This window comes from Pseudomonas sp. MT92, assembly GCF_058792515.1.
The window spans coordinates 117,381-138,170 of sequence record NZ_JBXAFA010000007.1 but is presented as its reverse complement, the minus strand read 5'-3'; the positions used below and the strand labels follow the sequence as shown (position 1 = coordinate 138,170).

20 protein-coding genes are annotated in these 20,790 nt (G+C 53.8%); 17 read left to right on the top strand and 3 right to left on the bottom strand.

Going from position 1 to position 20,790, the window contains the following annotated elements; genetic code table 11:
* The first annotated feature begins 7 nt into the window (after nucleotides 1-7).
* The 11 genes from AC1Q6D_RS15085 to fabF all read left to right on the top strand — a co-directional run bounded on the left by AC1Q6D_RS15085 (nucleotide 8) and on the right by fabF (nucleotide 11,835).
* A complete protein-coding gene (locus AC1Q6D_RS15085; RefSeq protein ID WP_047527106.1) occupies nucleotides 8-679 on the top strand; it encodes an acetyltransferase in 672 nt (223 codons plus the stop codon).
* Nucleotides 676-1,143 carry a MaoC family dehydratase gene (locus AC1Q6D_RS15080; protein ID WP_103405288.1) on the top strand — a complete coding sequence of 156 codons (468 nt, stop codon included), beginning with the start codon at nucleotides 676-678 and terminating at the stop codon, nucleotides 1,141-1,143. Before AC1Q6D_RS15085 ends, AC1Q6D_RS15080 begins: the two co-directional genes overlap by 4 nt.
* Nucleotides 1,136-2,095, top strand: coding sequence for a glycosyltransferase family 2 protein (locus AC1Q6D_RS15075; protein ID WP_103405289.1), 960 nt, complete (start codon nucleotides 1,136-1,138; stop codon nucleotides 2,093-2,095). The genes AC1Q6D_RS15080 and AC1Q6D_RS15075 overlap by 8 nt, the downstream gene beginning before the upstream one ends.
* Nucleotides 2,092-3,165 (top strand): glycosyltransferase, encoded by a 1,074-nt coding sequence (locus AC1Q6D_RS15070; RefSeq protein WP_047527108.1) that lies wholly within the window; start codon nucleotides 2,092-2,094, stop codon nucleotides 3,163-3,165. The genes AC1Q6D_RS15075 and AC1Q6D_RS15070 overlap by 4 nt, the downstream gene beginning before the upstream one ends.
* A 109-nt stretch (nucleotides 3,166-3,274) precedes the next feature.
* Nucleotides 3,275-4,075, top strand: coding sequence for an ABC transporter permease (locus AC1Q6D_RS15065; RefSeq protein WP_103405290.1), 801 nt, complete (start codon nucleotides 3,275-3,277; stop codon nucleotides 4,073-4,075).
* An 11-nt stretch (nucleotides 4,076-4,086) separates the two neighbouring features.
* Entirely contained in the window at nucleotides 4,087-4,830 is a 744-nt protein-coding gene (locus AC1Q6D_RS15060) for an ABC transporter ATP-binding protein (protein WP_103405291.1), read from the top strand.
* A 176-nt stretch (nucleotides 4,831-5,006) separates the two neighbouring features.
* Complete coding sequence (locus AC1Q6D_RS15055; RefSeq protein ID WP_158249401.1) at nucleotides 5,007-6,863, top strand: glycosyltransferase; 1,857 nt, start codon at nucleotides 5,007-5,009, stop codon at nucleotides 6,861-6,863.
* A gap of 11 nt (nucleotides 6,864-6,874) precedes the next feature.
* Complete coding sequence (locus AC1Q6D_RS15050) at nucleotides 6,875-8,998, top strand: glycosyltransferase family 61 protein (protein ID WP_158249402.1); 2,124 nt, start codon at nucleotides 6,875-6,877, stop codon at nucleotides 8,996-8,998.
* A gap of 200 nt (nucleotides 8,999-9,198) precedes the next feature.
* On the top strand, nucleotides 9,199-9,534 hold the full coding sequence (locus AC1Q6D_RS15045) for a ComEA family DNA-binding protein (RefSeq protein ID WP_103405294.1): 336 nt from the start codon (nucleotides 9,199-9,201) through the stop codon (nucleotides 9,532-9,534).
* A 199-nt stretch (nucleotides 9,535-9,733) separates the two neighbouring features.
* Nucleotides 9,734-10,528: an SDR family NAD(P)-dependent oxidoreductase gene (locus tag AC1Q6D_RS15040; protein ID WP_103405295.1), complete on the top strand. Its 795-nt coding sequence runs from the start codon at nucleotides 9,734-9,736 to the stop codon at nucleotides 10,526-10,528.
* Between the two features lie 32 nt (nucleotides 10,529-10,560).
* Nucleotides 10,561-11,835 carry a beta-ketoacyl-ACP synthase II gene (fabF, locus tag AC1Q6D_RS15035; RefSeq protein WP_103405296.1) on the top strand — a complete coding sequence of 425 codons (1,275 nt, stop codon included), beginning with the start codon at nucleotides 10,561-10,563 and terminating at the stop codon, nucleotides 11,833-11,835.
* Here the strand turns inward: fabF and AC1Q6D_RS15030 are convergent.
* Entirely contained in the window at nucleotides 11,832-12,389 is a 558-nt protein-coding gene (locus AC1Q6D_RS15030) for a TetR/AcrR family transcriptional regulator (RefSeq protein WP_103405297.1), read from the bottom strand. The two genes, fabF and AC1Q6D_RS15030, sit on opposite strands and share 4 nt — an antisense overlap.
* 175 nt (nucleotides 12,390-12,564) lie before the next feature.
* Here AC1Q6D_RS15030 and AC1Q6D_RS15025 point away from each other — a divergent pair, with 175 nt between their 5' ends.
* Entirely contained in the window at nucleotides 12,565-13,218 is a 654-nt protein-coding gene (locus AC1Q6D_RS15025; RefSeq protein WP_103405298.1) for a GntR family transcriptional regulator, read from the top strand.
* Between the two features lie 15 nt (nucleotides 13,219-13,233).
* A complete protein-coding gene (locus tag AC1Q6D_RS15020; protein ID WP_103405299.1) occupies nucleotides 13,234-14,085 on the top strand; it encodes an urea carboxylase-associated family protein in 852 nt (283 codons plus the stop codon).
* Nucleotides 14,086-14,203: 118 nt separating this feature from the next.
* On the opposite strand, the gene AC1Q6D_RS15015 is transcribed toward AC1Q6D_RS15020, so the two are convergent.
* Nucleotides 14,204-14,371 (bottom strand): DUF2897 family protein, encoded by a 168-nt coding sequence (locus AC1Q6D_RS15015; protein WP_103405300.1) that lies wholly within the window; start codon nucleotides 14,369-14,371, stop codon nucleotides 14,204-14,206.
* Between the two features lie 124 nt (nucleotides 14,372-14,495).
* The gene (gene eat, locus AC1Q6D_RS15010) at nucleotides 14,496-15,860 is read right to left on the bottom strand and encodes an ethanolamine permease (protein WP_103405301.1); all 1,365 of its coding nucleotides are present in this window, start codon (nucleotides 15,858-15,860) and stop codon (nucleotides 14,496-14,498) included.
* A 346-nt stretch (nucleotides 15,861-16,206) separates the two neighbouring features.
* Here eat and kdpF point away from each other — a divergent pair, with 346 nt between their 5' ends.
* The 4 genes from kdpF to kdpC all read left to right on the top strand — a co-directional run bounded on the left by kdpF (nucleotide 16,207) and on the right by kdpC (nucleotide 20,757).
* Nucleotides 16,207-16,296, top strand: coding sequence for a K(+)-transporting ATPase subunit F (gene kdpF, locus AC1Q6D_RS15005; RefSeq protein WP_007899818.1), 90 nt, complete (start codon nucleotides 16,207-16,209; stop codon nucleotides 16,294-16,296).
* 8 nt (nucleotides 16,297-16,304) lie between these two features.
* A complete protein-coding gene (kdpA, locus tag AC1Q6D_RS15000) occupies nucleotides 16,305-17,999 on the top strand; it encodes a potassium-transporting ATPase subunit KdpA (protein WP_103405302.1) in 1,695 nt (564 codons plus the stop codon).
* Between the two features lie 10 nt (nucleotides 18,000-18,009).
* Entirely contained in the window at nucleotides 18,010-20,067 is a 2,058-nt protein-coding gene (gene kdpB / locus AC1Q6D_RS14995; protein ID WP_103405303.1) for a potassium-transporting ATPase subunit KdpB, read from the top strand.
* 144 nt (nucleotides 20,068-20,211) lie between these two features.
* Complete coding sequence (kdpC, locus tag AC1Q6D_RS14990; RefSeq protein WP_103405304.1) at nucleotides 20,212-20,757, top strand: potassium-transporting ATPase subunit KdpC; 546 nt, start codon at nucleotides 20,212-20,214, stop codon at nucleotides 20,755-20,757.
* The last annotated feature ends 33 nt before the right edge of the window (nucleotides 20,758-20,790 follow it).

Sequence of the window (20,790 nt, the reverse complement as noted above, 5' to 3'; positions counted from 1 at the left end):
AGGCTGTATGAAAAAATATTTTGGGATCATCGGCGCTGGTGGATATGGCCGTGAAGTAATCCCCCTCGCCAAGGCTATGGTAGACGACCTCCTTGCGAGCGATAGCGCGGAACTATATTTTGTTGTCGAGGGCGAAATCGGAGAGGACACCATTAATGGTTATCCCGTTATTTCGTTAGATCGTTTTCTATCCTTGTCGGGCGAAAGACTGTTCAGTATTGCAATTGGGGCATCCGACGCGAGGGAGCGTATATCTGCCGTCTGTGAAAGTCAGGGGGCAAAACCGTTCTCGGTCATCGCTGGAAATGCAGTGATCCTTGATGGCAACGAGATCGCGGAAGGCGCGGTGCTTTCGCCATTTGTGACGGTCACTTCAAATGCGAAAATTGGCAAGCACTTTCATGCGAACATCTATTCTTATGTTGCCCATGATTGTGTAATTGGTGATTTTGTTACGTTTGCACCAGGTGTCAAATGTAATGGTAATGTTGTTATTGAAGATCACGCCTATATTGGTACGGGGGCTTCTATTATTCAGGGCAAGGCTTCGCGGCCGTTGACCATCGGACGTGGTGCGATCGTTGGCATGGGCGCTGTGGTGACCAAGAGTGTTCCTCCAGGCATTACAGTCGTGGGGAATCCGGCTCGCCCTCTCACGCGAGAGGCGATGCGTAAATGACAACAATTCATTTATTCCCGACTGAGTTGGCGATTGAACAAATTGAAATCGGTATGCAGGTTTCATATTCTCATACAGTAACGGACGCTGATGTTAAAGCGTATGCCGGATTGTCGGGAGATAATAATCCCGTCCACATGAGTGACGAGTACGCACAACACTCGAGATTCAAGGCGCGTATTGCGCATGGTTTGTTTTCGGCTGGTTTCTTTTCTGCAATGTTTGGAACGCGGCTGCCAGGTCCGGGTTGTGTTTATATTTCGCAGAATCTCGTTTTTAAAGCACCCGTTTATCTTCAGGACACGGTTGTAGCCACTGTTTGTGTAAAAGCAGTATGCACCCGTAAGCGAGTGGTGACATTCAGAACTTACTGCACTGTCAAAGGTCAGTTGGTAATTGATGGCGAAGCGGAAATTTTTATCCCTAAAAAGCCAAAATCAGAAGAAGGGGTGACCAGTGCTTAAAGAGGCGGTTGGCATATCGGTTCTGTTGGTTGCATACAACCACGAAAAACATATTCGCCAAGCGCTGAATTCCTTGTTTGGACAGGTATTTGATGGGCCGATCGAATTGGTCGTGGCGGATGATAAATCTTCCGATAGCACGCTTTCGATTATTCAAGAATATGAAGGCGCTGATCCACGCTTTACATTCAAATACCTGGACTATAGTGAAAATTTAGGTATCACGAAAAACTACAAGCGCGGTTTTGAAGCTTGTACTTCGGAATTTGTGGCGGTGCTTGAAGGGGACGACTACTGGATCAGTCCCTGCAAGCTGCAACGCCAGGTAGACTTTCTGACAGCGCATTGGGAGTCGGATGTATGCTCTGTCAATTATTATGTTTATGAAGAGGATCGTGCACACCTATCACCTAGAGTTCCGGCTTCCGCCGGGCATCGGTTTATCTCTGCCAGAGAATTGATAGCCGATAATGTTGTAGGTAATTTTTCAACCTGTATGTATAGGCGGAGTGCCTTGAGTCGACTCCCCGAAGGGTTGTTTGATATCAAATCATATGATTGGATTACCAACATTGTTTTGGCCAAAACCAGCTTGATTGGATTTTTGGAAGAGCCAATGTCTGTCTATCGTCTTCACGGCGGTGGCGTTTGGACACAAACCCCACACATCGATAAGTTGAAAGCGCAGTTGGCCATTCTGCCCGCATACGATGCGTTGACAGATAATGTTTTTCACGAAGACTTCGAGCGACTCTCCAGTCATTTACGTCATCTGATTACAGTCTCCCAACTCGGGCACGTTGCCGAGTCCGTTGGGAAACCAGTGTTTCGTGTAATTCCGACACTTGTGAGCTTAATGCCACCCGTTTTTATAATGGTTATCAAATTGCTTGTTCCCGTTGCAGTCATGAATCTGCTTGCCAGGGTCGTTAAACGGAGTCGTTCCGTATGAAAAAACCTACAGTATCCGTCATCATGGCGACTTATAATCACGCCAGTTTTGTTGAACAAGCAATCAGAAGCGTGCTCGGGCAAGTGGATGTGGATTTCGAATTCTTGATTTCGGATGACGGCTCTGCGGACTCGACCCGAGAGGTGGTCGCCTCAATCAAGGATGAGAGGATCAAGTTTTTCCCTAATGAAGTGAACCGAGGAGCTGGTGTTGTTACCAACGAGCTAATTGGGCGTTCATCGGGTGAATTTATCGCACTCATCAATTCGGATGACTACTGGTGCGATACCGATAAACTTGCTTATCAAGTCAAGTTCCTGCGAGACAATCCTCAGGTTGGTGCCTGTTTCGGCAGGGCGCGTTTTGTCGATAAAGACGGCAACTCCATGGGTAAGGCATCGGACGTATTCGACCAAGAAAATCGTTCGCAGGGTGCTTGGTTGAGACGTTTCTTCGAATTGGGAAATTGCATCTGCCATCCTACAATGCTGATTCGCAAGAGTTGTTACGATCATCTGGGCATGTACAGTAATCGGCTGCGTCAGTTACCAGATTTGGAAATGTGGATCCGTTTGGTCAAACACTATCCGATCCATATATCCGATCGGGAATTGATTACCTTTCGATTGATGCCTGGTGAGAACGCAAGCAGTCAAACCGTTTCCAATTCGATTCGTACCATGAATGAGCATTATCTGATAGCCGATGAGTTTTTTGATGATGTGACTGCGAAACAGTTGGAAGATGGATTTTCTGATTTGATCAAGTTCAAGGCGATCACTTCCGATGTACATCTTGATATCGAAAAGGCGCTTTTATACTGGAATTATAATCAGTGGTTGGGGAAGCCCTATCAGCTGATTGGAATGTTGAAGCTGAACAAGCTCCTTAACAGTTCAGCTCATCAAAAAGTTATTGTTGAGGATTATGGCATGGATGACCGGTGGTTCCAGAAGGAACTGGGGGAGATCGATGTGCTTCGTCCAAAAGTCGTTGCGGTGATGAGTCAACAGAAATCAAGAGCTCTCGGGGTTTGGCAGCGGGTATTGTCCAGACTCTCCCATTCTTGAATGTTCGAGAGCGTGTGTTTGATGTTTATTGAATATTCGTCGATTGATGAGATACCTGGTCCGGGAGATACCCGACCAGGGTTGATTTTAACTAAGTGTGGCGTAATTAATGACAAGTAATTCAATATTTAACGCGCTGGCCGACATTGTTTCGTCAGTAAAGCGCTATCCACTCGTCGGCATGCTGGGATGGGCGGATATCAAGCAGCGATACAGGCGTTCTCGATTAGGCGCGTTTTGGCTGACCGTCAGTATGGGGGTAATGATTGCCTCTATTGGTTTGGTATTTGGCCAGATTTTTAATACGCCGATGCAGGAATACTTGCCATTTCTCGCTTTGGGGATCGTCCTTTGGGGGTTCATTTCGTCCAACGTGACTGAAGGTTGTGTAGCATTTACTTCTGCTGAAGCGATTATTAAGCAGTTAAATATTCCTCTTTTTGTTCATGTGCTTCGCTGTTTCTGGCGCAATTTTATTGTGTTGGGGCATAATATTGTCATCGTACCGATTGTCTTCTTGATTGTTGGAAAGCCACTGACCCTGACGATGCTGCTGTTTGTACCGGGTATCATTCTACTGTCTATAAATCTGCTCTGGATTTCTCTGGTTCTTGGGGTATTAAGCACCAGGTTCCGTGACATCACGCAGATCATTGTAAACGCTACCCAAGTCGTATTTTACCTGACCCCCATTATGTGGGCGCCGTCGTTGCTTCCTTCACGGCATGCGGCCTACTTGCTCAATTTGAACCCGATTTATCATTTGCTGGAAATTACTCGTGGGCCGGTATTGGGTACTACGCCTGCTGCAGAGAGCTGGATCTTTTCGATCGCCATGGCAGTGATCGGTTGGTTGGTTGCAATTGTTATATATAATCGGTATATGCGCCGTATCCCTTACTGGCTTTGATGGAAAATTGTATGGCTTCTATTGATTTTAATAACGTCACTGCCGAATTTCCCATTTACAATGCTAATGGACGCTCCCTAAAAAAGCGGCTTATTCAGGTCGCTACGGGCGGAAAGTTGTCAGCAGATGAGCGGGGGCACGTAGTCGTTCGCGCTTTGGAGGGTATCAATTTTTCCTTCAAGGACGGCGATAGGGTTGGCTTGCTAGGGCATAACGGAGCGGGTAAGAGCACTTTATTACGCCTGTTGTCCGGGGTTTTTGTGCCCACTTCAGGTGTTGCCAGTATCGAAGGTGATATTGGTTCGTTAATTGATATCTCGCTTGGCATCGATCCGGAGGCGACAGGGCGAGAAAATATCTATTATCGAGCAGCTCTCTTAGGGATCAGCAAGTCTGAAATCGAACGTAGATTTGACGAAATCGTAGAGTTCTCCGAACTGGGTGATTTCATCGATATGCCTACGCGGACTTATTCTTCAGGTATGCATCTGCGCTTGGCATTTTCCGTCTCTACCATTATTTCTCCAGAGATTCTTCTGATGGATGAATGGTTGTCTGTAGGCGATGCAAATTTCCAGCATAAAGCAGAGGCGCGGATGACTGATATTCTCAACTCTACCAAGATACTGGTGGTGGCGACGCATTCACGTGAGCTCGTCCTGAACACCTGTAATAGGGTTATCTGGCTGGAGCACGGAAAAATCAAAATGGACGGAGATCCGGCTTCTGTCGCGGCCGCTTATTTTGGCATGTGATTTTATTTAATTACGCAGTTGAGTTTATAGTGTTGAAAAGCTCACCCTTTCTCAGGGTGGGCTTTTGGTTTATTTGGACCGAATTTTAGAGGGCTGTGCTGATCCGGTGAGGCATGCCAGTGAACTGGCTAAAAGGGAGGGGGGGCCAGGTTTTCTGGGCTCGTGGGGATTTTAGAATGCGAAAATTAGTAAATAAAATGATCAAGTATTTGAAGTCTGTTGCCCATGATTATCTTTTCAAGATCGTCAAAAAAGAACCTGAGAAGTTCGACGCGGTTAAACTGGCATGCAAGGAATTGCTTGATAAGGATTTCTACTTGGAAAGGTATCCTGACATTGCTGCCGCCAATGCCGATCCCCTTTCCCATTACATCGAATATGGTTTTGCAGAGGGGCGTTGGCCGTTTTCAATTACCAGTGCTGATGCCGGGCTTCGAATTCAAAGGGCTCTTGAGTTTGATCCGTTGAACAGCATGGCTGTAAAATTGAACTTGATGTTGACTCTGAGTGCGCCGGATCTGGATACGATAAAGCGTGGACTGGCGTGGTATAAGGCAGGGGTAGCAACGCCTGAATTGATCGAGTTGCATCGCCAATTAATTGAAGATTCAGCGGTCGCGTTACTCATTAATCGATATTGGAATTCAATTAAATTTTCAGAGATGCACTCCGTTCTAGGTGAGTTTCTGGAGCTTTTGCCGGAATCGAATCAAATTAAAACGGCACTCGCTCTTTGCATATTCAGGCTTGGTCGGTTCGAGAAGGCGGGTAAAGCCTTTTCAGAGTTATCTGAGATACCTCCAGCCTTTGAAGGTTTGGTTTCGGAAGCAGTAATGACTATTGCCGAAGCAAAAAAAGTCAATATTGATCTGCCTTGCGAGTCGCAGATCCTGCTGTTGGATTCGTCCTTTCCGTCCAAGGTCTCTTCTTTTCGTTATGGGGAGTTCAAGAGCTATCTCGAAGAGATTGATGAGTGCTCAATACAGGTGCTACCGGATAACTTGTCAAAATACGGGGAGCCACTGCCGTTTCATGCACAGGTGGATCAATTCAGAAAAGTCAGCGGGCTGGCGTCGAATCGAATCAGGTATTTTGATACTGACTTTATTGGCGATCCCAAAGTCGCTTATTGCGTCTTCTTGAACCTGGCTGATTACTTTTATACTCAGATAGGTCTGCCATCTGCCGAACATCTCTTGTTTACCCTTTATCCGGGTGGTGGGTTCAATTTGAATGACGGTGTTTCGGATCAGAAACTTCACAGGCTTTGTGATAACCCAAGGTTGTCAAAAATTATTACAACTCAGAACGTCTCCTATCGATATCTGGTCGAGGGCGGTTTTTGTGAGCCGGACCGCATTCAGCATATATACGGCGGCATCATTCCAAATATTTATACCTTGGGCGATCATGTGTCGACGGCGAAGAGCCTGGATAAGCCACTCGATGTATGTTTTGTTGCTCAGAAATATTCGGCGACCGGCGCTGAAAAGGGGTATGACGTATTTGTCGATATCGTCAAAAATTTTGCGAATTCACCAGACATCCGTTTTCATGTCGTTGGTGGCTTTGATAAAAATACCATTGAGCTCGGTGATATTCGTAATGTCACGTTCTATGGGACGCAATCCGCAGATTTCTTTGATGGTTTTTACACAAATATGGACTTGATATTGTCTCCCAATATCCATCTTAGTGCGTTGGATCCTTCCCAGCCGGAATCGTTTGATGGTTTTCCAACAACCGCTGTAGTAGAAGCCGGATTGAAAGGCGTTGCTGTCTTCCTGACCGATTTTAAAGGTATGAATTTTCATCTCGATGGCAGTGACATTTTTAAGGATTACGAGATGAAGATTATTGACAGGGATCCTGATTCAATCAGTCAATTGATTAACGGCTATCTGTCCGATCGAGAGGCATTGATGGAACTTGGGCAAAACGGTAGGCGTGCCATCTTGAGGGAGTTCAGTTATGAGGGGCAGATGCGCCCTCGGATTGAGCTGCTCAATCATTACCTTTCTGCTACTTCTTGAGGTGAATGACGGTGAATTCTTTGTTTGCTAACTGTCTTTCTATCAGCAAATCGTGCCTGCGCCGACTGCTTGCAAGGCTTTCGGTTCCTCGAACAAAAAACGCTATTGATAATATTGATTCTCGACTTGAGCTTGTCTTACCGTATTTTGACGTTGGTTACTGGTCGCGTTGCTATCAAGGCGATGCAGGTAGTTCAGGTGAGTCTGTCGTTGATTTTGTTAGCAAAGGGTTCAGCAAGGATAGTAACCCTCATCCATTATTCGATAGCGAGTACTACTTGGCACAATTGCCGGGTGTGCAATGGTTGAATATTACCCTTCTAGAACATTATGTTCTGGAAGGTGCCGCTGCCGGCCTTGATCCCTCACCTTTTTTTTCGACGAACTACTATTATGATTCCTATCCTGATGTTAAAGAGGCATGTGTAAATCCTTTATTACATTTTATGCATTCTGGCATTCATGAAGGTCGTGAATCGCTGTCGATAGTTGAGCTTGTGTTGGGCCCCTATTTCAACGATATCCTGTCCGGTACTGTTCAAAATGAATTTTTCATGGCATATCAAGCCATACATAGCGCGTCGCTAAAGCGTTTTCGACAATCAATAAAACTTCTTCGACTTGCCAAAAGTCATATTCCCGCACCACTCTATTTGAAAATAGCTGGCATATGTTTTTGTTTGGCAGGGCGTTTTTTGAGTGCACAGCGTATTTTTCAGGAGTTATCGCAAAGTCCTGGAATTTTGGATGCGGATAATTTGTATTCGTACGCTTTGACGAAGGCAGGGGAAATTGCAGAAGGGCGAGGGGATAGCGATCTTGCTTATAGAAACTATTCCTTGGCTAACCAGCGTGGATATGAGTTGGCAGGACATGCTTTGATAAAACTGTCTCGACGGTATTTTAATAAGGGGATGGTGTCTCAAGCATTACGTTTAATCGGTGAAAGCAAGGTCAAAAAGGCAACGCTCGGAACGTATATTATGCCTATGCGTTCGGTCAAGAGTCATTGTATTGAGTTTGATTATTCATACCGCGAGATTTTTCCATCACGCCCGATAGCGAAACCATCCTTGAACTTTCTTGAAGAAGGCTCGCCGCTTACGTCTGAAGAGGGTGATTTTTTAGCGCCACCATTTTACATTGCGCTGATGGAAAATACGGTCGGTATTTCTAAATGCAATGTCGTCGTCAGTAAAAGACAGGTAATTTTAGATGGCGTTACGCATCCCGTTTTTTACCGCTCGGGATTGGGTGATATCTACGATAAACAAAAAATTGTGCTCTCCAGAAATAAGAAGGACGCATTGGTGCAGTGGCCAAATAAACAACCCGAGGTGCTTGATCACGGATTAAAAATGTTTGGTGTTCAAAGCGGCAATTATGGGCATTGGTTTCTTGAGTATTTGCCCAGAATGCTGGCGTTCGACAGTGATTTTTGTGACGAGAGTTTTTCAATTGTGGTGGATGCGAACATGCCCCAGTCACATCTGGATTCGCTCTCTCTGCTTAATTCAAAGAAGCGGCCTGTTGTTGTCTTGCCAGTTAATACAATCGTCGAATTTTCCAGGCTGGCTGTCGCGCCGGTTCCCGCTTTTTTTCCATTGGATGTCGAAGAGGGCGTTGCTTATGACACGGTTTGGCCAAGTGATATTTTCTCACAATTGAAAGCAAAGATTATTGAAGGACTGGAAAGAGAAAATTTTGTATTTTCTGAAAAGTCGACACGCTTGTTTCTCTCCAGGCGTGGCTTCAGCAGTCGACAGTTGGTGAATGAAGTCGAGTTAGGAAAAATATTACACGACTTGGGATTCACAACAATCTACCCGGAAACGATGAGTTTCTCCGAACAAGTCGATGCATTTCAATCTGCCACAATTGTGGTTGGTTCTTGTAGCTCGGCCCTTACAAACGCGATTTTCTGTAACGCCGGGGCGCGCATCGTTGCTCTGATAAATGATTGCCCGGATTTCAATTTTCGAGGATATGCCAGTTTTATCGAGGCTGGTGGTGCGCAGATCTTGTTTGTCCGGGGGGTGTCCTGTCCGGACCAAGCTTCAGTACATCGTTATCATCGTAGTTATGTTGTTTCGACTGAAGCGTTTTCCAAGGCAATTCAGTGGGCGCTTCATTAGTGTTGTTCAGGCTGATTTGATGGTCCGTAAATACGATTGGTTGCAGCCGCGATTGGGGATGTAGTAATGGGATGGGCATTAAATCTTCATTGTTTCACATCCTGCAATGGACACATTTTTGACAGGCTCCAGACATCACCTAAGTTTGGGAGACAGCTTCGGAAAGCTGTTTTCTCAATTGATGTCATGGAGCGTCATTTATGCGTACTGGCTACTTCAACTCCCTGGTTTTTGCCCTTCTGACCACTGCCTCTATCGCTGCTACTGCGGCTCCCGCTGCGAAGCCGGAGAGCAACAATGCCCCCATGGTGATGGAGGTTTCTCCAACTGCACAATCGGGCAGAATCAATCTAAATGCTGCCGATGCTTCCACATTGCAAAAGGAACTCTCCGGAATTGGCGAGGCGAAGGCTCAGGCGATCGTTGCGTACCGTGATATCAATGGGCCGTTTGCTTCGGTGGACGAGTTGCTCGAAGTGAAAGGAATCGGCAAGGCAATTCTGGATCGTAATCGCGATAAGCTGGAAGTGAACTAAGCTAAACATTCAACGCCAAGGGGGCCGGTCATTGACCGGCCTTTTTGCGCTCTGGCGTTCGCAAAGCTGCGCCTTCCGTCCGCCGCCTAAAAATTACGACTATCATATGGCGTTTAAATTATGCATATAATAAATACCCGTCCAGGCGCGTTGAGGTTAATGCGCTGACCTTTTCTCAAGCATTTCCAGGAGCACAGTCATGACTTCCACCCAATCCCAAGGTACGGCCCTCGTCACCGGTGCTTCCTCCGGTATCGGGGCGGTTTACGCACAGCGTCTGGCGGCGCGTGGTTTTGATTTGTTGTTGGTTGCTCGCGATCTGCAGCGGCTGGAAGAAGCAGCGACCCAGTTGCGCGCCGAGCATGGGGTTCAGGTCGAAGTGTTGAAGGCAGATCTGACGCAAAAGGAGGATGTGCTGAAACTCGAGCAGCGTCTGCGCAGCGATTCGAGTATCAATCTGTTGCTGAATAACGCCGGTGTTGCGGCGGACGGTTTGCTGGCCAATGCCGATACCGATCAGTTGGAGCGATTGATCCAGCTGAATGTCACTACCGTCACGCGCTTGGCATCGGCAGCGGCCGCCAGTTTTGCCAAGGCGGGTCGGGGCACGATCATTAATATTGCCTCGGTCGTGGCTTTGTTTCCCGAGCGTTTCAACGCGACCTACAGCGCCAGCAAGGCCTACGTGTTGAGCCTGACCCAGTCATTGAATGCCGAACTCGACGGCACCGGGGTTAAGGTCCAGGCTGTGTTGCCGGGCGTCACACGCACCGAGATCTGGGAGCGTTCCGGTATCGATGCGACCCAGATTCCCGCTGATATGGTCATGGAAGCAGGAGAGATGGTCGATGCTGCGCTGTCGGGCCTGGATCAAGGTGAGTTGATCACCATCCCTTCCTTGCCGAATCTCTCTGAGTGGGAGTCGTATGTAGCGGCGCGTCATGCGATGGCGCCGAATCTGTCCAGAAGCCAGGCCGCCGCGCGTTATAAATGAAGCGCCACTAATCGGCATGAGGTATTTGCGTAATGAGTAATCGTCGAGTGGTTGTAACGGGCATGGGCCTGGTGTCCCCGCTGGGTAGCGGGGTCGAAGCTGTCTGGTCGCGTCTGTTGGCGGGACGCTCCGGATTGCGGAAATTGCCCGATGAGGTGGTTGCTGATTTGCCTGCCAAGGTCGGCGCTGCGGTGCCCACGCTGGCGGAGGATGCCGAGGCCGGTTTTGATCCGGATCGGGCAACCGCGCCCAAAGAGCAGAAAAAAATGGATCGCTTTATTTTGTTCGCCATGGAAGCGGCGCGGCAGGCGATTGAACAGGCCGGTTGGCAAGCGCAAACCGCTACTGCCCAGGAGCGCACGGCAACCATCATCGGTTCCGGCATCGGTGGTTTCGGTGCGATAGCTGATGCGGTGCGCACCACTGACACTCGTGGCCCGCGACGTTTGTCACCGTTCACTATCCCGTCGTTTCTGGTCAATCTGGCAGCGGGACATGTATCAATTCAACACGGTTTCAAAGGGCCGTTGGGGGCGCCCGTGACGGCCTGTGCTGCCGGGGTTCAAGCGATCGGCGATGCGGCGCGCCTGATTCGTTGTGGTGAGGCCGACATCGCTGTGTGTGGTGGAGCAGAAGCGGCGATCGATCGGGTCAGTCTCGCCGGTTTTGCAGCTGCTCGGGCCTTGTCCAGCGGTTACAACGACACCCCGGAGCGTGCCTCACGGCCGTTCGACAGTGGGCGCGATGGTTTTGTCATGGGCGAGGGCGCCGGCCTGCTGGTGATCGAGTCTCTGGAACACGCCTTGGCGCGGGGCGCTCAACCCTTGGCGGAGTTGGTCGGTTACGGCACCAGTGCAGACGCCTATCACCTGACTGCGGGGCCTGAGGATGGCAACGGCGCGCGCCGCGCCATGTCGCTGGCATTGGCGCAGGCCGGTATTGCGCCAGAGCAGGTCCAGCACTTGAATGCCCACGCGACCTCGACGCCGGTTGGCGATTTGGGGGAATTGGCGGCGATCAAGGCGTTGTTTGGAGCGGACAACAAAATTGCCGTGACATCGACCAAGTCGGCGATCGGGCATTTGCTCGGCGCAGCAGGCGGAGTCGAGGCGATTTTCACGCTGCTGGCGATCCGTGATCAGATCGTACCGGCGACTCTGAACTTCGAAAATCCTGACCCCGCTGCCGATGGCGTGGACATCGTCCATGGTCAGGCTCGGCCGATGGCCATCGAATATGCGCTGTCCAACGGTTTCGGGTTTGGTGGGGTCAATGCCAGCGTGTTGTTCAAGCGCTGGGAAGGTTAGCCTTGTGATTGTTTAAGTGACGCGCGGGTTACGTCGAGAATCTGCCGGGCCAGCTCGGGATTCTCGACACAGCGCGAAAGCAGCAACGCCCCGACCAGCGTGGACATGATGACAATGCTGCGTTTTTCCGTATCGTCGCCTTCAAGGGTGTTCTGGATTTGTCGAAGTCGCGCATTGAGCACCGCATCTGAAGTCGGACTCGGCTGCCCGCGCATGCCGAGCTCCGATGACATCGTGGGCAATGGGCAGCCTTCTTCGGGGCAAGTCTGGTGCCATTGCGACAGGTAGGCATCGATGAAGGCGTCCAGCGGTCGATCCTGAGCGAACAGCTCTGCACAAACGATATCAGCCTCATCCCCTGCCGCCTGTAAGGCCTTTTCCACCAATTCATCCTTGGACTTGAAGTGCGAGTAGAAGCCACCGTGAGTCAAGCCCAGCGCTTTCATCAGAGGTTGCAGGCCGGTTGCGCCGATGCCGTCACGGCGAAAGCGCGCTGAAGCTTCCTTGATGATGCGTTGGTGGGTCTGGGCTTTATGGTCCTGCGAATAACGCATCTGATATCTCCACATCAATGCGCCATATTAACCCTTGAAAATTGCATGGTGACTGTACTTCTATTTCTAAAAAGCATGCAGATGCGACTAACCGATCGTGTTGCATTGCACCTGATGGCACGAATAGTGATTACCTGTTGGCTGACGATTGTTGAACAATCCTGAGGCAATGAGTATGAACAGCGGACTGTCACTGGCTGACCACATCACATTGGAGTTGCGCGCCGACATCATCGGTGGACGCTTGCTGCCTGGCATGGCGCTGGTGGAAAACGACCTGGTCTCTGCCTATAACGCTTCGCGTAACACCATCCGTGAAGCCTTGCATCGTCTTGGTCAGGATGGCTTGACCCGCTATGTGCGCAACAAAGGCGTCATGGTGCGCAAGTTGGGCAGTGATGATGTGCGGGACCTGTTCAAGGTCCGGCGCACGCTGGAACTGCAAGCCATCAGTGCCAGTCACCCCCTGCGTGACGATCAGTCCGACCGGATGCTCCAAGCCCTGGAAGCCACAGAGTTGGCGCGGGAGCGCGAGGACTGGCGCGCCGTCGGCACCCACAGTCTGCAATTTCATCAACACATTGTCGGGTTGCTGCGCAGCCCGCTGTTTGATGAGTTCTTTACCAATGTCGTGGCTCAATTGCGCCTGGTGTTTTGCACCGCGCCCGATGAGTCACGTTTTCAGGCGCCATGGCTGGCCCGCGACCGGCAGATCCATGAACTTCTGGTCGAAGGCAACAAGCGTGCGGCCGAGGAGGCCATGGGCCTGTATCTCGACGATTCCGAACACCAGCTGTTGCAAATGCTTGCGCCTTCTTCCCATCACTGATCGAGGATTCGTGCCATGTACAAAGACTATCCGGCGGCCTATCAAGTCAGCAAAGGCTCCGCCTTGCAGGTGGATAAAGCCTTTTATGAGCGGGTGCGTGATGTGAAGGAGGGACGCACGCTGATCGAATCCTTCGAAGTACCGATTCGCACCGGCCGCGCCTGGAAAGTCCCGGCCGGCCATGTGTTTCGCGTGACGACACCGGTCGGGCCGCAAGTGGGTGATTTCAACGTCTGGAATGCCAACGACCCGCGCGAGCGCTTGTGGGCGTCGCGCACCCGGCAGCTACAAGGCGCACACGTCAGCACCCATGACCGGCTCTGGTCGAACCTGCCGTTTTTGCGACCGCTGGTGACCATCACCGACGACAGCCTGGCTGACTATGGCATCGACGAACATGGCGGTCGACTGCACGATTTGCTCGGCACCCGCTGCGATCCCTATGTGAACAAAATGCTCACCGGCGAGGATTTTCACCACCACTGCCACTCCAACCTGACCCGCGCGGTGCTGCCCCACGGCCTGACCGAGTTCGACGTGCACGATGTGTTGAATATTTTCCAGTGCACGGGGCTGAACCACGACGACATGTACTTCATGAAAGCCTGTCCGGCCAAGAAGGGCGATTACCTGGAATTTTTCGCCGAAATCGACCTGCTGTGTGCACTGTCGACCTGTCCAGGCGGAGACTTGTCGTTGGCCATGTGGGGGCCAGACGCGCAGGATCCGCTCAGCGTTTGTCGTCCGTTGGGCGTGGAGATTTATCGGTTGGAGGAATCGTTGCTGGAGGGGTGGAGCCAGCCTGAGCGTGCAGCATACAAAGGCATGCACGGCTTGCACATCGCCAAGGCTGAGTGGGAAAAGTAGAAACGTCGTGGAGAGCTTCTGTGGCGAGGGAGCTTGCTCCCGCTGGGGCGCGAAGCCGCCCCTCGCCACACTGGGTTGCGTACACAAAACAAAGCCGTCAGTCACAGCGTTTTTTTGTTCAGCGGTCCTGCGCATCCTTGGCGTCCGCTTGCGCATTACGCTCGGCTACGCGTCGACGTTGCTCATCGGTCAGATCGACCTTGTTGGCGGTGTCACGCAGCATCATCAAACCGCCAACGATGGAGCCGATGGCTATTACCAGAATCAACCAGGCATACCAGGGCATAGGACTCTCCTTGAAGGCAGGCCGGTTGGCGAGGTTCGACAACCGCGCGTGCATACCACTTTGAGCGAATGACTTTCGCAGTGGTTCCATTCTATGCCTGATAGGTCAGCTGCACTGTGATTGTTTAAAGCCCGGTCAACATCGCATCCGCCGGCGCATCGGCACGTAACTGCCCGGTGAGCATGAAGTACACGAACCCCACCGCCATGAATGCGAGGAAGATCAGCCCGATCAACATGTTGAACCACGCCATCGCCACCAGGCAAACCGCAGCGAGCACCAATGCAATGAACGGCACCAGTGGGTAGCACGGGGCGCGGAAGGTGCGCTCCAGGTTCGGCTCGGTTTTGCGCAGTTTGAACAGGCTGAGCATGCTCATGATGTACATCACGATGGCGCCGAACACGGCCATGGTGATCATCGCCGCCGTCAGGGTCATGCCGCCAAGGTTGATCAGGCCATCGCTATAGATCGCTGCAATGCCGATCACGCCGCCGGCAATGATCGCCCGGTGCGGTGTCTGGAAACGCGACAGTTTGGCCAGGGAGGCGGGTAGGTAACCGGCCCGGGCCAGTGCGAAAAATTGCCGCGAATAGCCGAGGATAATCCCGTGGAAACTCGCCACCAGCCCGAACAGGCCGATCCACACCAGCATGTGCAGCCAGCCCGAGCTCTCGCCGACCACGGTTTTCATTGCCTGCGGCAGCGGGTCGTTGATGTTCGACAGGGTGCGCCAGTCGCCGACGCCACCGGCGAAGAACATCACCCCCATCGCCAGTAACACCAAGGTCAGGATCCCGCTGATGTAGGCCTTGGGAATCGTCCGTTTCGGGTCCTTGGCCTCTTCGGCGGCCATGGCCGCACCTTCGATGGCCAGGAAGAACCAGATGGCGAAAGGAATCGCCGCGAACATCCCGGCAATCGCCGGTGCGCCGAATACATCGGAACCGGCCCAGCCATTGAGGGCGAAGTTGCTGAAGCTGAACGCCGGCGCGACCACACCCATGAACACCAGCAGTTCGGCAACCGCCAGCACACAGACCACCAGTTCGAAGGTCGCCGCGAGTTTCACTCCGAGGATGTTCAGGCCCATGAAGACGATGTACGCGCCGACCGCAGCGTGTTTCGGGTCGAGGGCGGGAAATTGCACGTTGAGGTAGGCGCCGATGGCCAGGGCGATGGCCGGCGGGGCGAAGACGAACTCGATCAGCGTCGCCAGCCCGGCGATCAATCCGCCTTTCTCGCCAAAGGCTCGGCGACTGTAGGCAAACGGACCACCGGCATGGGGAATCGCCGTGGTCAACTCGGTGAAGCTGAAAATGAAGCAGGTGTACATGGTGGCGACCATGAATGAGGTCACCAGAAAGCCCAATGTCCCGGCCACGCCCCAGCCATAACTCCAGCCGAAGTATTCACCGGAAATGACCAGCCCGACCGCAATGCCCCACAAGTGCAGGGTGCCCAGCGTGGGTTTGAGTTGTGTGTTCATGCGTTTGCTCCCTCAACGGATTGGACAGCTCGGGGGAGGGGTGTGCAGTGGGCGTGCCATTTCGTGATTTGCCGTCGTAAAGCGTTGAAAGCTGTCGTATCGGGGATGTTCGGCGCTGTATGCCGGTATTTTTTGCTCCAGATGAGAGCGTCGTCGTCAGTTATGCCGCCATCGCGGGCAAGCTTGCTCACGATAAGGCCCGACAGACCACCGCTGTAACAAAGCCATAAACCCACTCTTTACACTTTCTTTATGCCCCGCCGCACCCCTCGATCTCGCTCCTTTACAGCCTCCCTGTCGACAATGACTCCACACGCGGCAATGCGCCGTAACACGGAGAATTTCCATGAGCGTTCTGGACGGGGTGTCACTGCTGCTGGCAGTGGGGCTGTTCATTTATCTGTTGGTTGCGCTGTTGCGCGCGGACCGGAACTAGGAGCGGCTATGCACAGTTATGACTATTGGCTGATCCTCGCGTTTTTCGCGTTGGTATTGGTCCCGGCGCCGTTTCTCGGGCGTTTCTACTACAAGGTCATGGAAGGGCAGCGCACTTGGTTGACGCCGATCCTCGGCCCGGTCGAGCGTGGCTGTTATCGGTTGGCCGGGGTCGATCCGCAGGCCGAACAGAGCTGGCAGAAGTACGCATTGGCCTTGCTCGCGTTCAACCTCGCAGGCTTCTTGCTGCTGTTCTCGATCCTGGTGTTCCAGGACCATTTGCCGCTCAACCCGCAAAACCTGCCGGGTCAGGAGTGGACGCTGGCATTCAACACCGCCGTCAGCTTCATGACCAATACCAACTGGCAGTCCTACAGCGGCGAAGCGTCGTTGAGCTACCTGAGTCAGATGGTCGGCCTCACCGTGCAGAACTTCGTCAGCGCCGCCACCGGCCTGGCCGTGCTGGTTGCGCTGTGCCGTGGCATTGGCCGCAAGTCGACCAAAAGCCTCGGCAACTTCTGGGTCGACATGACCCGCGCTACCCTCTACGGCTTGTTGCCGCTGTGCCTGCTGCTGGCGCTGTACCTGGTCTGGCAGGGTGTGCCGCAAACCTTCGCGCAGTATGTGAATGCCGTGACCCTGCAAGGCGTCGATCAGGTGATCCCGCTCGGTCCTGCTGCCAGCCAGATTGCGATCAAGCAATTGGGTACCAACGGCGGTGGCTTCTTCGGCGTCAACTCGGCGCATCCGTTCGAGAACCCGACGGCGTGGAGCAACCTGTTCGAAGTCAGCTCGATCATCCTGATCCCGGTGGCGCTGGTGTTTACCTTCGGCCACTACGTGAAAGACCTGCGTCAGAGCCGCGCGATCATCGCCTGCATGTTGGCGCTGTTCCTGATCGGCGGCGCCACCTCGCTGTGGGCTGAATACCAACCGAACCCGACCCTGAACAACGTCGCGGTCGAACAAACCGCACCGCTGGAAGGCAAGGAGGCGCGCTTCGGCACCACCGCCACTGTGCTGTGGTCGGTGACCACCACTGCCGCCTCCAACGGCTCGGTCAATGGCATGCACGACAGCCTCAACCCGCTGAGTGGCATGGTCGCGCTGGTCAACATGATGGTCGGCGAAGTGATCTTCGGCGGGGTGGGTGCCGGGCTCTACGGCATGTTGCTCAACGTGTTGATCGCCGTGTTCCTGGCGGGCCTGATGATCGGTCGCACCCCGGAATACCTCGGCAAGAAACTGCAGGCCAGGGAAGTGCAATTGCTGGTGGTGACCCTGCTGGTGATGCCGGTGGGCGTACTGGTGCTCGGCGCGATTGCCGCCAGCCTGCCAGGCCCGGTAGCAGCCGTAAGCAACCCCGGTGCCCACGGTTTCAGTCAGTTGCTTTATGCCTACACCTCGGCCAGCGCCAACAACGGTTCCGCGTTCGGTGGCTTTAGCGCCAACACGCCCTTTCACAACCTGATGCTGGGCCTGGGCATGTTGATCGGTCGCTTCGGCTACATCCTCCCGGTACTGGCCCTGGCCGGCAGCCTGGCGATGAAGAAAACCGCGCCGATCGGCCAGAACAGCTTCCCGACCCACGGCCCGCTGTTCGTGACCCTGCTGACCGTGACCATTTTGCTGGTGGGTGGTTTGACCTTCCTGCCGACTTTGGCGTTGGGCCCGATTGCCGAACATCTGAGCATGGGCTTCTAAGGAGTCAATGATGAATATGCCCGTAAGCAAACCCGTCGCCGCGAAAGCGCCGGAACAACCGAAAACCGCGATCTCGGCCCTCTGGCGCCCGGCGCTGGTGCAAGCCTTCGTCAAGCTCGACCCACGCCAGTTGCAGCGTGCGCCCGTGATGCTGGTGGTCGAACTGACGGCGATCCTGACCACCGTGCTGTGCTTCATTCCAGACACGGCGGTGCCGACCTTCGTCGCCGCACAAATCGCCCTGTGGCTGTGGTTCACCGTACTGTTCGCCAACTTTGCCGAAGCCCTGGCCGAAGGTCGTGGCAAGGCGCGCGCCGACAGTCTCAAGGCTGGCAGTGAAGGCCTCAGCGCTCGCCGTAAAACCAGCAATGGCACCTTTCAAGTGGTGCCGGCTACCAGCCTGCGCAAGGGCGATGTGGTGCGCGTCGAAGCGGGGGAGATGATCCCCGGTGATGGCGAGGTGATCGAAGGCATCGCCGCCGTCAACGAGGCGGCGATTACCGGTGAGTCCGCGCCGGTGATCCGTGAGTCCGGCGGCGACCGTTCCGCCGTCACCGGCAACACACGGCTGGTGTCCGACTGGTTGCTGGTGAAGATCACCGCCAACCCGGGCGAATCGACCCTGGACCGCATGATCGCGCTGGTCGAAGGCGCAAAACGCCAGAAGACCCCGAACGAAGTGGCCCTCGACATTCTGCTGATCGGCCTGACCCTGATCTTCCTGCTGGTGGTCGTCACCCTGCAGCCGTTCGCCCACTTCGCCAACGGCAGCCTGCCGCTGGTGTTCCTGGTGGCGTTATTGGTCACGCTGATTCCGACCACCATCGGCGGTCTGTTGTCGGCCATTGGTATTGCCGGGATGGATCGCCTGGTGCGTCTGAACGTGATTGCCAAGTCCGGTCGCGCCGTGGAAGCGGCGGGGGACGTGCACGTCCTGTTGCTGGACAAGACCGGCACCATCACCTTCGGTAACCGTCGTTGCACGGCGGTGTACGCCGCCCCGGGCGTCAGCTCGAAAGAGCTGGCCGAAGGTGCGTTGTTCGCCTCGCTGGCCGATGACACCGCCGAAGGCAAATCCATCGTCGAATACCTGCGTGCCCTGCATCCACAACCCGAACCGAGGGCTGAGTTGCTCACCGGCGTGCCGTTCAGCGCCGAAACGCGCCTGTCGGGTGTCGACTATCAAGGTCGCGTGTACCGCAAGGGGGCGGTGGATTCGCTGCTCGCGTTCGTTGGTCAGAAACGCGCCGAGCTGGCCCCGGCCCTGTCGCGGGAAATCGACAAGATCGCCCAGAGCGGCGGCACCCCGTTGCTGGTCTGTGCCGACGGCAAACTGCTCGGTGCGATCCACCTCAAGGATGTGGTCAAGCCCGGCATCCGCGAGCGTTTCGCCGAGCTGCGCAAGCTGGGGATTCGCACGGTCATGGTGACCGGCGACAACCCGCTGACCGCTGCGGCAATTGCCGCCGAAGCGGGGGTGGATGATGTGCTGGCCGAAGCCACGCCGGAGAAAAAACTGGCGCGCATTCGTCACGAGCAGAACGACGGTCGATTGGTTGCGATGTGCGGCGACGGCGCCAACGACGCCCCGGCCCTGGCCCAGGCGGATGTCGGCATGGCGATGAACGACGGCACGCAAGCCGCCCGTGAAGCGGCGAACATGGTCGACCTCGACAGCGATCCGACCAAGCTGCTGGACGTGGTGCAGATCGGTAAGGAATTGCTGGTGACCCGTGGTGCGCTGACGACTTTCTCCATCGCCAACGATGTGGCCAAGTACTTCGCGATTTTGCCGGCGCTGTTTGCCGCGATCTACCCGCAACTGGGCGTGTTGAACGTGATGCACCTGAGCAGCCCGCAGAGCGCGATTCTCTCGGCGATCGTGTTCAACGCCTTGATCATCGTGGTGCTGATTCCGCTGGCGTTGCGCGGTGTACGAGTCCAGGCGGCCAGTGCAGCGGCATTGTTGCGACGCAATCTGCTGATCTACGGGCTGGGCGGGATTCTGGTGCCGTTTGTGGGCATCAAGGCGATCGACATGCTGTTGACGGCGTTGCATCTGGTTTGATCTGGCACCCCCTACTGTAGGAGCGAGCTTGCTCGCGATGGTGGTCAACGATAACGCGCCCTTTCTGACAAAGCGCGGCGCCTTCAGATCCATCGCGAGCAAGCTCGCTCCTACAGGTTTTCCTGCGAATTCGAGGATTTTGAAATGTCCACAATGATACGTCCGGCCTTGAGCCTGTTGGTTTTGATGACCCTGATCACCGGCGTGGCTTACCCCTTGGTGGTCACAGGCGTGGCCCAGGTTGCATTCCCGGATCAGGCCAATGGCAGCCTGGTCCGCGATGCCGAGGGCAAGGTCCGGGGCTCTGCGCTGATCGCCCAGGATTTCGTCGGTGACGCCTGGTTCCACCCACGGCCATCGGCCGGTGCATTTGCCACCGTGTTGAGCAGCGCCAGCAACCTGTCGCCGAGCAACCCGGCGCTGGCCACTCGGGTGATCGACGATGCCAATAAACTGCTCGTACCCGGTCAGGGGCCGGTGCCGTTGGCGCTGATTACCACCTCCGGCAGTGGTCTCGATCCACACTTGCCACCGGCGGCGATTGCCTATCAACTGGCGCGTGTCGCGGCAGCGCGCAACGTACCGGTGTCTACGCTTGAACAATTGATGAATGCGCACATCGAGCAACCGTTGGTTGGGCCGCCGGTGGTGAATGTGCTGGCGTTGAATCTGGCGTTGGAAAAACTGTAGATCGGTGGCGGCGTCAATCGCTAGCAGGCTAGC